13 protein-coding genes and 1 pseudogene are annotated in these 10,430 nt (G+C 69.9%); 6 read left to right on the top strand and 8 right to left on the bottom strand.

Features of this window, described 5'->3' with window-relative positions:
* Positions 1-52: 52 nt before the first annotated feature.
* The gene (locus ACFVIM_RS28360; protein WP_384307043.1) at positions 53-739 is read right to left on the bottom strand and encodes a hypothetical protein; all 687 of its coding nucleotides are present in this window, start codon (positions 737-739) and stop codon (positions 53-55) included.
* A 374-nt stretch (positions 740-1,113) separates the two neighbouring features.
* Here ACFVIM_RS28360 and ACFVIM_RS28355 point away from each other — a divergent pair, with 374 nt between their 5' ends.
* Positions 1,114-1,767 (top strand): class F sortase, encoded by a 654-nt coding sequence (locus tag ACFVIM_RS28355; protein WP_384307041.1) that lies wholly within the window; start codon positions 1,114-1,116, stop codon positions 1,765-1,767.
* Positions 1,768-1,784: 17 nt separating this feature from the next.
* On the opposite strand, the gene ACFVIM_RS28350 is transcribed toward ACFVIM_RS28355, so the two are convergent.
* Together ACFVIM_RS28350 and ACFVIM_RS28345 are read right to left on the bottom strand one after the other, a co-directional pair.
* On the bottom strand, positions 1,785-1,934 hold the full coding sequence (locus ACFVIM_RS28350; RefSeq protein ID WP_384307039.1) for a hypothetical protein: 150 nt from the start codon (positions 1,932-1,934) through the stop codon (positions 1,785-1,787).
* The gene (locus tag ACFVIM_RS28345) at positions 1,931-2,140 is read right to left on the bottom strand and encodes a hypothetical protein (RefSeq protein WP_384307036.1); all 210 of its coding nucleotides are present in this window, start codon (positions 2,138-2,140) and stop codon (positions 1,931-1,933) included. The genes ACFVIM_RS28350 and ACFVIM_RS28345 overlap by 4 nt, the downstream gene beginning before the upstream one ends.
* Positions 2,141-2,965: 825 nt before the next feature.
* On the opposite strand from ACFVIM_RS28345, the gene ACFVIM_RS28340 reads away from it, so the two are divergent.
* Entirely contained in the window at positions 2,966-4,282 is a 1,317-nt protein-coding gene (locus tag ACFVIM_RS28340; RefSeq protein ID WP_384307034.1) for a hypothetical protein, read from the top strand.
* On the opposite strand, the gene ACFVIM_RS28335 is transcribed toward ACFVIM_RS28340, so the two are convergent.
* Complete coding sequence (locus ACFVIM_RS28335) at positions 4,268-5,047, bottom strand: fumarylacetoacetate hydrolase family protein (RefSeq protein ID WP_384307046.1); 780 nt, start codon at positions 5,045-5,047, stop codon at positions 4,268-4,270. The genes ACFVIM_RS28340 and ACFVIM_RS28335 overlap by 15 nt on opposite strands.
* Before the next feature lie 216 nt (positions 5,048-5,263).
* On the opposite strand from ACFVIM_RS28335, the gene ACFVIM_RS28330 reads away from it, so the two are divergent.
* Positions 5,264-6,304, top strand: coding sequence for an XRE family transcriptional regulator (locus ACFVIM_RS28330; RefSeq protein WP_384307032.1), 1,041 nt, complete (start codon positions 5,264-5,266; stop codon positions 6,302-6,304).
* 92 nt (positions 6,305-6,396) lie between these two features.
* Here the strand turns inward: ACFVIM_RS28330 and ACFVIM_RS28325 are convergent, their stop codons facing one another.
* From ACFVIM_RS28325 to ACFVIM_RS28310, 4 genes are read right to left on the bottom strand one after another with little or no spacing between them, the layout of a single operon-like run.
* Positions 6,397-6,546, bottom strand: a complete 150-nt coding sequence (locus ACFVIM_RS28325; RefSeq protein WP_384307030.1) for a hypothetical protein — start codon at positions 6,544-6,546, stop codon at positions 6,397-6,399.
* Positions 6,543-7,181 carry a hypothetical protein gene (locus tag ACFVIM_RS28320; protein WP_384307027.1) on the bottom strand — a complete coding sequence of 213 codons (639 nt, stop codon included), beginning with the start codon at positions 7,179-7,181 and terminating at the stop codon, positions 6,543-6,545. Before ACFVIM_RS28320 ends, ACFVIM_RS28325 begins: the two co-directional genes overlap by 4 nt.
* Positions 7,178-7,636 carry an ATP-binding protein gene (locus ACFVIM_RS28315; RefSeq protein ID WP_384307024.1) on the bottom strand — a complete coding sequence of 153 codons (459 nt, stop codon included), beginning with the start codon at positions 7,634-7,636 and terminating at the stop codon, positions 7,178-7,180. Before ACFVIM_RS28315 ends, ACFVIM_RS28320 begins: the two co-directional genes overlap by 4 nt.
* The gene (locus ACFVIM_RS28310) at positions 7,633-8,052 is read right to left on the bottom strand and encodes a hypothetical protein (RefSeq protein WP_384307021.1); all 420 of its coding nucleotides are present in this window, start codon (positions 8,050-8,052) and stop codon (positions 7,633-7,635) included. The genes ACFVIM_RS28315 and ACFVIM_RS28310 overlap by 4 nt, the downstream gene beginning before the upstream one ends.
* Positions 8,053-8,241: 189 nt before the next feature.
* On the opposite strand from ACFVIM_RS28310, the gene ACFVIM_RS28305 reads away from it, so the two are divergent.
* The 3 genes and pseudogenes from ACFVIM_RS28305 to ACFVIM_RS28295 form a co-directional block, all read left to right on the top strand.
* Complete coding sequence (locus ACFVIM_RS28305) at positions 8,242-9,342, top strand: helix-turn-helix domain-containing protein (RefSeq protein WP_384307019.1); 1,101 nt, start codon at positions 8,242-8,244, stop codon at positions 9,340-9,342.
* A 14-nt stretch (positions 9,343-9,356) separates the two neighbouring features.
* Positions 9,357-10,028 (top strand): YdcF family protein, encoded by a 672-nt coding sequence (locus ACFVIM_RS28300; protein ID WP_384307016.1) that lies wholly within the window; start codon positions 9,357-9,359, stop codon positions 10,026-10,028.
* A gap of 181 nt (positions 10,029-10,209) precedes the next feature.
* Positions 10,210-10,430, top strand: a pseudogene (locus tag ACFVIM_RS28295) (hypothetical protein); the annotation flags it as partial.

Genomic DNA, 10,430 nt, shown 5'->3' with positions numbered 1-10,430 from the left:
CTCCAGGACTCCGGGCCACCGGGTGTCTCGGGTGACCGGGAGGTTCGGCCGGTCAGACCCGTCCGCCGACGGTACGGCGGCGCCTGGCGATGAAGACCACCGCGCCGACGGTCGCGACGCCGACCAGTCCGGCGCCGACGGCCGTCTCGGTGGTGCTGGGTCCGGCGGAGCCGCCGAGACCGCCGAGCGCGCCCCGGCCCCGCACGACCCGGAAGTGGGCGCCGCCCACCGACGGGTTGCCGTGGCAGCGGACGGCCAGGTTGTAGTGGCCGGGCGAGGTGCGGTCATGGATCCGGGCGAGCGCGGAGGAGGTGTTCCCGCCGCCCCGGCCACCGACGCCCTCACGCCCGTCGCCACCGCCCGCCCCGCCCTCGCGTCCATCGCCACCGCCCACGCCGCCCTTGTTGTCACCGTGGCCGCCGTTCCCGCCCGCCCGGTTGTCGCCCCGGCCGTCGCCGCCACCGGCACCACCGCCGCGTCCGTCGCCGCCGACACCGCCGTCGACCCGGCCCGGGGCGACGCCGACCGGCGGGAAGGCGTTCGAGGTGATCGTGCCGCCACGGTTGCAGCCGTGGACGGTGATGGTGAGGATGCCGCCCTGGTGGACGGCGCGCGGATGGACGGAGACATGGATCGGACCCTGGTCCTGGCCACCACCACCCGCGGCGGCCAGCGGGGCGGAGAGCCCGACGGCCGCGCACGCGGCGATGGCCGCGGCGAGAGCGCGTGAAACACGCATCGTGAACCTCCAGCGGAGGACGCACCGAAGCGGCGCTCCGGGTAGTTCGACGAGTACGTCCTCCATGACGAACCCTCACCGGGGCTGACATTCCTCGCATGTCGACAGGGGGCCACCCGGGGGCCACCACCCACCCGCGACACGCCGGAGCTGTCTGACGGAGCCGCAGGTCATGGGCGGGGTGACGGGGATTTTCCGCGCGCTGACACGGATGGCCCACCAGGAGTGGCGACACCACCCGTTCGCTCCTCCCTCCTCGCCGCCTCCCCCGTGCTCACTTAGCGTGCCCACGTGATGCCCGCGACGACGGCCTGACGACCACCGAAGCGGTACGGAGACCGAAGACCACTCAAGGCTGAGGACTGAGGAGAACGATGGGCGACGAGTTCAGTGGGGCGCGCCGACGCCGACCCTCGCCCTGGGGCGCCCTGGCGCTGGTCATGCTCACCGGGATCGCCCTGATGAAGAACGGCGTCGATGTCTCCCTCGGCCCACCCCAGCCCGCCGCCGCCGCGTCGCTCGACCGCGTGCCCGGTGAGACCTTCACCCCGCTGGTGCCCCCGAGGGCGATGGCCTTCGCCCTCCCGGACCGCGTCCGGATCGACCGGCTCGACATCGACGCCCCCCTGATGGACGTCGAACTCGACGCCGACGGCTGGATCGAGGCCCCGCCCGCCCGCGACGCCCATCTCGCGGGCTGGTACCAGAACGGCATCTCCCCCGGTCAGCGCGGTACCGCCGTCATCTCCGGCCATGTCGACAACCACGCGGGCCCGGCCGTCTTCTTCGGCCTCGGGACACTGCGGAAGGACGACCGGATCGAAGTGCCCCGGCTCGACGGCACAACAGCGGTCTTCGAGGTGTACGGAGTGGAGGTGTACGACAAGAACGACGTCCCCGCAGCCCAGGTGTACGGCGACACGGGCTACGCCGAACTCCGCGTGATGACCTGCGGCGGCCGCTACACCCGCGCCGACGGCTACACCGGCAACGTGGTGGTCTTCGCCCGCCTGGTCGCGACGCGCTGAGCGCTCCTGGAGGGGCCCTAACCTGCCCGGTGGTCGGTGTCCATGTGTCGACGGAGCAGGACGCGGCAGTCGGTCGCCCGGGAGTGGTCGTAGGCGATACGGGCGGCGCGCTCGGCGGCGACGAGGTCGTCGCAGGTCTGGCAGGTAGGGGGCTGCTGTTCGTTCACGGCTGGTTCCTTTGCTGCTGGGCGCGGAGGATGCGGGCGGCGCGTACATCGCGTACGGGCACGTCCCAGCGGGTCAGTTGCTTCTTCAGCCAGGCGTCACTCACACCGAACTCGGCGGCGAGGGCCTTGAGGGTCTCGCCCGCGCGGTAGCGGGCGATCACCGTCGTCTTGTTGGTGTGGACGTGGTCGCGTCCGGTGGCGGGCACGGGTCATCTCCTCGTGCGGTGCAAGTGGAAGTACGGCTGGATGTACATACAGGACGCGGGCGGGGCGGGGGATGATCGCCAGGGTGTAGCGATCGGGTCCGTCCGGGATCACGACCGAGACGGCCACGCCCTGATCGAGTCGGGCCCGCGCGGCCTGCTCTTCGGCGGGGTCGGTGGCCCACACCCGTATCTCGGTAGGAGCGTCGGGGACGGGTACGCAGTCGCAGCGGGTCGCCCAAGGCGCCCGATCCGGGTCGGGGTCGAGACCGTTGGCGAGCCGCAGGGCCTGCTTTCGCAGCCAGGTCAGGGCAATGTCCTGCGAGCGGGTCCGCAGAGTGTCGAGAACGTACGGAACGACCTCACCCGACCCATAGACCGGACCCTCCGCCAGGACGCGGCAAAGGTAAGCGACGGGCGGGCCGTTCACGGCGTGGGGTCTTCGCCCGTGCCCGCGCATAGTGGGCAGGCGCACGGCGGGTAGGCGGAGGAGTAGCACGGTTCCAGGGGCAGGAGTGGCCCTTCCCCATCACCCACCACGATCTCCGGGGCGATGGGCTCCCGTTTTCCGTTGGCGGAGACCCGGTACACCTTCATGGTCATCACTGGGCACGCTCCCGCTGGGTCGGTGACGCGCGGCGGTCTGGTCGCGCGTTGCCGCATGCTGGTCCGCTCGTCGTGGACAGCGAAACGGGCTCCTCCTGGCCTTCTGCGCCCTGAACTGACTCAGTGTGGTCGTGAGGTGGACTTCTTGGTCTTGGGGTCCCAGAGCGATCAGTCGTGCGTCACCATCGGATCTGTCCGGATCAGGTCGATGTGGGAGGTTCCGTGGCTGAGCTGACGGTCTTTGGGGCACTGCTCAGGAAGCAGGGCCGGAGCTATGCGCGGTTCACGCGGGAGTATGTGGCCGCCGCTGGCGCCCTGGGGCTGGACGCCGTGCCGCCCCAGCGTCGGCAGTTCGACCGGTGGCGGATCGTGGGCCGGGTGAAGACCATGCCCCGGGACGACGCCCGCCAGGTCCTGGAGCATCTGTTCCCCGGCTACACGGCTCAGGTACTCCTCGTGCCCGCCGACTCACCGCAGGCGGCGTTATGCGAAGGGCGGGGTGACAGCCACGGACCCGAGGCGACAGAGGAGGAGGACGTGAACCGACGCAACGCGCTGGCACTGATCGGTGTGGGGGCCGGGCTGCTCGCACCAGCGGCCCTGGAGTTCATGGAGGCGTCGCGCAAGCGCATGGATGAGGCTCTGGAGGCGTCGCCGATCGGGGCCCTCACCTTGGAGCGCTGGGAGGCTGCGGCGCAGGACTACGCCCGCGCTTACCAGTCGTTGCCGCCCCAGGCGCTGTTGGCGGACCTGCTGGGTGACATCGCTGAGGTGCGCGGGCTGTTGGAGGAACGGCAGCCGATACGGCACCGCCGACGCCTGTGCCGTATCACCGCCCAGCTCTCCGCGCTCGCTGGAATCTTCACATCGGCGCTGGGGGCGCACCGGGAGGCCCGGGGTTGGTTCCACACCGGTCGGCTGGCAGCCGCAGAGGCCGGGGACACCCATCTGGAAGGCACGCTGGCCGTGCGGTCGGCCATCGTCTCTCTGTACTACGGAACCCCTTCGGCCGCTCGCGCGGAGGCGACCCGGGCCCGTCACCACATCGGCTCCATCGTGGGTCCCGCCTCGGTCCGCGCCCTGGTCGTGGAAGCCCGCGCGCTCGCCCGGATGGGCCGGGGTACCGAGGCTCTTCCGCTCCTGCGAAGGGCGGAGGAGATGTTCGGGCAACTCAGCGAGGACGACCGCAACGACATCGCCCTCGGCTACACCGAGCGCCAGTTCCTCTTCCACGTCGGCAATGCCTGGACCCATCTCGGCCGGGTGGAGGAGGCGTGGAAGGTCCAGCGCCGGGCCTTGGACGCCTATGCACCCACGGAGTACCTGGATCCCACGCTGATCCGTCTCGACCGGGCCACCGCCCTGGTACGGGGCGGCGAGGTGGAGGAGGCGTACCGAACGGCCAGCGGAGCCCTCCAGGCTCTCCCGCGTGAGCACCGTACGGGGATGGTCGTCCGGTACGCGGAGAACTTCGGCGCGCTCGCCTCCCGGCATCGGCTCCCGGCCGGTCGGGCGTTCGCGGAGCTACTGCGCTCCTGAGGCGACCGGGTTGGACAGGGTGCCGATTCCGGTGACGGAGACCTCCACGGTGTCCCCCGGCACGACCGGTCCCACCCCGGCCGGGGTCCCGGTGAGGATGACGTCTCCGGCCTCCAGGGTGACGGCGGCGCTGATGTACTCGATCAGACGGGCCACCGGGGAGAGCAGCAGGTCCGTACGCGCGTGCTGGCGCCGCTCGCCGTTGACATGGCAGGCGATCTCCAGATCGGTGGGGTCCAGCCCGGTGGTGATCCAGGGGCCGAGCGGACAGAAGGTGTCGAACGCCTTCGCCCACGACGGTTGCCCGTCCGCCTTCTGGATGTCCCGCGCGGTCACGTCGTTCGCGCAGGTGTAGCCGAAGACATGGGAGAGCGCGTCCGCCGCCGTCACGGCCCGGGTGGTACGGCCGATGACCACGGCCAGTTCGGCCTCGTACTCGACCTGCCGGGACTGGGCCGGATAGCGGATCGGCTCCCCGGGCCCGATCACTGCGGACGGAGGCTTGAAGAAGAGCCGGGGCACGGCTGGAGTCCCCATCCCCATCTCCGCGATGTGATCCGCGTAGTTCCGGCCCACGGCCACGATCTTCCCCGGCAGTACGGGCGCGAGGAGCCGCACCTCAGCCGAGGGAACCGTCTGCCCGGTGAGCCCGACTGGTCCCCGAACAGGGTCACCATCCAGCAGCACCACCGTTTCATCACCATCGGAGCAATCCAACCGACCATGGTGGACGGCGCCTCGCCAGGCGAAGCGGGCAAACCTCAGTCCCTTCATGCTCGGGATCGTAGGCACACCTCGGCACCAGGGAAAGAAGCCACCGGCGCTCCCGAGCCGACGTCCGGGCTCGACCCGGCCGGGTGGCAGCTCGGCCTCGCCACACCGGACGCCCGACACGGCCAACCGGTCCGGCCGACCGTCCCCTATCCCCGGATGCCAGCCCCTAGGGTGGGGGCACCTGGACGGAAGGACGGTGACGATCCCTTGCAGCGACGCAGGTTGCTCGCGGGCATGACCGCCGCAGCAGCAGCGGTCGGAACGCCGCTGCTCGGAACCGGAGCCGCGGAGGCGGACGAGGTCCTTCTCGGCGAACTGCTCACCGCACGGCTTCGGGACGCCATGCTCGGCCTGGGCACGGCCACCACCGCGCTGTCCCCCGGGGCCCTGGCCACCGACGTCACCCACGCGGTCGCGGACTTCGACGCCTGCCGCTACGCCTCCCTCGCCGTGCGCCTGCCGCGCGTCATCCGTGCCGGACACACCCTCACCGCTGCCGACGGCACACGCAGCGGCTACCGGCTTCTGGCCCGGAGCTATCTGCTCGCCACGCGCATGCTCGTCAAACTCGACGAACAGCAGCTCGGCTGGATGGCCGCCGACCGTGCCCGCCAGGCCGCCGACGCCGCCCAGGATCCCGTTCAGGCCGCCGAGTCCGCGCGTCAGCTCGCCGTCCTCGCCCGCCGAGCCGGATGGCACGACGAGGCACTGTCGATCGCGCTGTCGGCAGCCGACGACCGGGATCTCCGCAACGCGGGCCGGGCCGGGAACGCGCTCCGGGGACTCCTCGTCCAGAGTGCCGCCTACACCGCGGCCCGGGGTGGAGACCGCGAGGGAATGCGCGAACTCACCGACGAAGCCGCCGCCATCGCCGGAGAACTCGATACCAGCGCCACCCCGCCGTCCGACCACGCGGCTTTCGGCCCTCTGACAGTGCGACTCCACCGGATCAGCGCCGAGAATCATGCGGGTGATCCACTCGCCGCGCTCGATGCCGCACGTACCATCCCGCTCAGGGCCCTCCCCAGCATCGAACGCCGCTCCCGAGCCCTGAGCGACATCGCCCACACGTACCACCGCCTCGGCCGCCGCACCGACTGCCTCCGCACCCTCCTCGCCGCAGAACACTGCGCTCCCGAGGAGGCTCGCACCCGCCCTGCGACCAGGGCCCTCATCGCCGAATTGCTGGTCTCTGGATCCACAACGACGGACCTGCGCGGCCTCGCCGGTCGCAGTGGCCTCCTCTGAGGCTGTGCGGCGTCGGGCCCGTGGGCCCTGATGGCGTGCCTGCTGAAGTTCGCCCGCCTGGCCGCGACGCGCTGAGCACTCCTGGAGGGGTCCTAACCTGCCCGGTGGTCGGTGTCCATGTGGCGGCGGAGCAGGACGCGGCAGTCGGTCGCCCGGGAGTGGTCGTAGGAGATACGGGCGGCGCGCTCGGCGGCGACGAGGTCGTCGCAGGTCTGGCAGGTGGGGGGCTGCTGTTCGTTCACGGCTGGTTCCTTTGCTGCTGGGCGCGGAGGATGCGGGCGGCGCGTACATCGCGTACGGGCACGTCCCAGCGGGTCAGTTGCTTCTTCAGCCAGGCGTCACTCACACCGAACTCGGCGGCGAGGGCCTTGAGGGTCTCGCCAGCGCGGTAGCGGGTGATGATGCTTGCGCGTGTGGCGAGGACGTGGTCACGTCCGGTGCGGGGCACGGGTTCACCTCGTGGTGGAAAGGCGTGGAGGGCGAGGAAGGGCTGGATGTACAGGACACGGGCGGGGCGGGGGATGATCGCCAGGGTGTAGCGATCGGGTCCGTCCGGGATGACGACGGAGACGGCCACGCCCTGATCGAGCCGGGCCCGCGCGGCGTGGTCCTCGGCGGGATCCGTGGCCCACACCCGTATCTCGGTAGGAGCGTCGGGGACGGGTACGCAGTCGCAGCGGGTCGCCCAAGGCGCCCGATCCGGGTCGGGGTCGAGACCGTTGGCGAGCCGCAGGGCCTGCTTTCGCAGCCACGTCAGGGCGATGTCCTGCGAGCGGGTCCGCAGAGTGTCGAGAACGTACGGAACGACCTCACCCGACCCATAGACCGGACCCTCCGCCAGGACGCGACAGAGGTACGCGACGGGTGGCCCGCTCACGCGCGGGTCCCCCTATCCGGTTCTGGCGGGCTCGTGTGTTCTGGTGGCTCGTGTGAGGCACAGACGATCTCGAATCGGGCCCAAACGATTTTGCCTGTGGGCAGGTGGCCGTCGACACCCCAGACGTCGGAGAGTGCGGCGACCAGGTGGAGCCCCCGTCCGCTGATGGCATTCTCGGACGGGAGCCGGAGCGTGGGCCAGCGAGGGTCGCCGTCCTGTACTTCGAGCCGGACGCTGTGGTTATCGGAGGTGAGACGGATGACGAACTCGTGTCCGTCACCGTGCAGGACGGCGTTACTCGCCAGTTCGGAAACGCTCAGCCGAATGTCGTCCGTCAAGGACTCCAGGCCCCAGCGCAGGAGGGCTTTAGCGGTGAATTCGCGGGCCAGTCCGACGGAGGTAGGAGAGGAGGTGAAGGCTCTTTCGTCGGTCCTGAGCCGCTGAGCCGGGATCATGTCTCCGCCTCCAGAGCTGTGGCGGTTTCGAGTACGTCGAGGGTGGCAGAGTGGCCACCTGGCTGATGGGAGGGCTTGGTGGCGCAGCGGATCAACAGCAGCCGGGCTCCGCTGGCGTTGATGCGCTTGATCCGTGCGGCTGCGGTGGTCTTGGTGCCGAGATGGGACGCGGAGGGCAGTACCACGCCGTAGGTGCCGGGGAGTGCCAGGACGTCCATTAGTCCCGTGAACGCCGCCGACTCGGCAGGTCCGGTGTCCTCGGCGAAGAGTCCGGACAGGGTCAGTTCGTGCTGGCGACAGTAGTCGGTGAGCGCTGTTTCCAGCGCTATCTTCCGGGCGCCGGAGACTCTCACTAGCCGGAGAAAGCCGAAGACGACGGGGCCGCTGACCTGACGAGACTCAGTGAGGGGTTCCATGGGATATCCGTCCGAGAACGTGGGGAGTGGTGGCCTGGCCGCCCCGAGGACGCCGGGATCCGGCCCGCATGCTGAATCGTCCTCGCCGAGCCCTCGGGGAGAAATGACCCTCTGTGGTACTTCCGTTGCACTTCCGTCCCTCCGGGAGGGGCGACCGTGGTTGCATGACGTTCCAGAAGGGAGTGACGCATGGCGACCGTGCACCACTGGACGGGTGTGGAAGCCCGTGCCTTGCGTCTCGCGCTGCGGATGAGCGTGCGTGGGTTCGCTGACCACCTTGGTGTCGCGGTGCGCACCATCTCGAAGTGGGAGCGTCTCCTTGCCTCGACCGCACCCCGGCCAGACACCCAGGCGATCTTGGATACCGCGCTCGCCAGAAGTGACGCTGCCGTACACCTGCGGTTTGAGACGTTTCTATCCGAAGCATCACGGCCCACTGAGGGCCAGCACCGCCGTGTCACGGCCGCAGGCCCGCGGGCCTGGGAGTACGAGTCATGGTCCGACGATCTGGAACGAGCCGTCGTCGCCCTCAACCAGCAGAACTTCGCGTTCGCAGACCACCTGTTAGGCCGGTGGCTGCCCCGGTTCCCATCAAAGGAGCTGGACGACAAAGGGCTGTATCTCCTCGCCCGCTCCACCGCGCTACTGGGTGACCTCAGACGAGATCAGGGGGCTGTCATCGGGCCGCTCTCGGCCCACCAGGCCTATACGGGAGCCCGCTCGATCTTCACCCAGCTCGGCATCCCCCGCCGTGTCGCCCAGCTCGATCTCTCCCTCGCGGTCGTGACGGAGATGTCCGGCAGTCTGGAAACCGCGGCCCGCAACTACGAACAGCTCGCGATCGATGACCGGCTCGGCCTCCGGGACCGAGCCCGAGCGATGCTGTGGGTCGGAACCGCACTGAGCAAAGACGGCAACCACGACTACGCGGCTCGCGTCATGCTGGCGGCGACCAGGAACTTCGAAGACCTCACCGAACCGGAGGACTGGTCGGTCGCCCACCAGAAGCTCGCCCTCGCCCACCGGGGCTCCGGCAACCTCACACACGCCTTGCAATGCATCACCATCGCGCAGAACACCGGCATCACCGAGTCACCCATGCAATGCGTCCGGCTCAACACCGCTTACGGCCACATCCTGCTGTCAGACCCGGCAACCGTCGATGATGGAGTCCGCAAGCTCGACCAGGCAGCGAGACTGGCGGCCGAGTACAGCCTCAGCCACCAGCTCCGCAGCATCGAGAGCATCCGGACCACGATCCCCAGGGCATCAGACTCCCCGGGGCGGTGACCAGGGAGAAGCACATGACCACGCACCACCTCCAGACCCTCACCGACACCCAGCGCCACCATGCCCGTCTGCTCTGGGACTTCCACCAGATGGGGCACCAAGCCCGGCCCGTCGACGTCGCCATCGGACTCGGCAGCCATGATCTGGGCGTCGCCGGACACTGCGCACAGCTGTACCGGGCCGGGCTCTTCCCCACCCTCGTGTTCTCCGGCGGCAACAGCCCCACCACCCGTGCCCGCTTCCCGCGCGGCGAGGCCGTCCACTACCGCGAGCACGCCCTCACCCTCGGCGTCCCCGACAGCGCGATCCTGGTCGAACCCCACGCCACCAACACCGGCCAGAACATCACCCGCTCCCGCCAACTCCTCACCGAAGCCGGGATCCACCCAGGCACCCTGCTCCTGGTCTCCAAGCCCTACATGGAGCGCCGCTCCTACGCCACCGCCCGCAAGCTCTGGCCCGAAGCCGAGATCATCTGCGCCTCCGAACCCCTCGAACTGGACGACTACCTCAAAGCCATCGGCGATGACCGGCTCGTCCTCGACATGCTCGTCGGCGACCTCCAGCGACTCATCGAGTATCCGAAACGAGGCTTCGCCATCACCCAGGACATCCCCGACGACATCCACTCCGCGTACGAATCACTCATCACCGACGGCTTCACCAGCCGACTCATCACCCCCTGAATCACCCTGCGTCCTACTCCGAGCGAGGTGCACCAGCTCGCGCCCTCGCCTCCCGGAGACGCCCGGACCACGAGGAGGTGACGCTCCCGCCACGCCCCGGCCGACACACTGCGCCTGGAGTGTCCAGCGGACACCACCCGACCGCCCGGCACCATCCCTGCCGTGGGAAGGACCCCCTTCGATGCCAGCGCCGAAGGCTCTGACACCACGGCCGGTGGTGTCGGCACCGGCCGTCACGACGGCCTTGGAGCGGGAGCGGCCCCAGAACTCCCGTGGTCCCGAGGGCCCCGCCCTTCCCGCGTCGAACGCGGCGCTGAGCGCCGCCCTGGCGTTACCGGAGGGGCCCGGCGCCCTACCGTTATCGGGCCCCCTGAGACGGGCCTCGCTCGCTCAGGACAGAGT

The organism is Streptomyces sp. NPDC057638 (genome assembly GCF_042800315.1).
Lineage (GTDB): Bacteria > Actinomycetota > Actinomycetes > Streptomycetales > Streptomycetaceae > Streptomyces.
Note: the sequence above shows the minus strand (reverse complement) of the source record. Positions and strands in the feature narration are given on the sequence as shown.

Bases quoted from the DNA above. Each gene is read 5' to 3' on its own strand.
- ACFVIM_RS28360 (WP_384307043.1), bottom strand. From the start codon at position 739: ATGCGTGTTTCACGCGCTCTCGCCGCGGCCATCGCCGCGTGCGCGGCC.
- ACFVIM_RS28355 (WP_384307041.1), top strand. From the start codon at position 1,114: ATGGGCGACGAGTTCAGTGGGGCGCGCCGACGCCGACCCTCGCCCTGG.
- ACFVIM_RS28315 (WP_384307024.1), bottom strand. From the start codon at position 7,636: ATGATCCCGGCTCAGCGGCTCAGGACCGACGAAAGAGCCTTCACCTCC.
- ACFVIM_RS28310 (WP_384307021.1), bottom strand. From the start codon at position 8,052: ATGGAACCCCTCACTGAGTCTCGTCAGGTCAGCGGCCCCGTCGTCTTC.
- ACFVIM_RS28305 (WP_384307019.1), top strand. From the start codon at position 8,242: ATGGCGACCGTGCACCACTGGACGGGTGTGGAAGCCCGTGCCTTGCGT.
- ACFVIM_RS28300 (WP_384307016.1), top strand. From the start codon at position 9,357: ATGACCACGCACCACCTCCAGACCCTCACCGACACCCAGCGCCACCAT.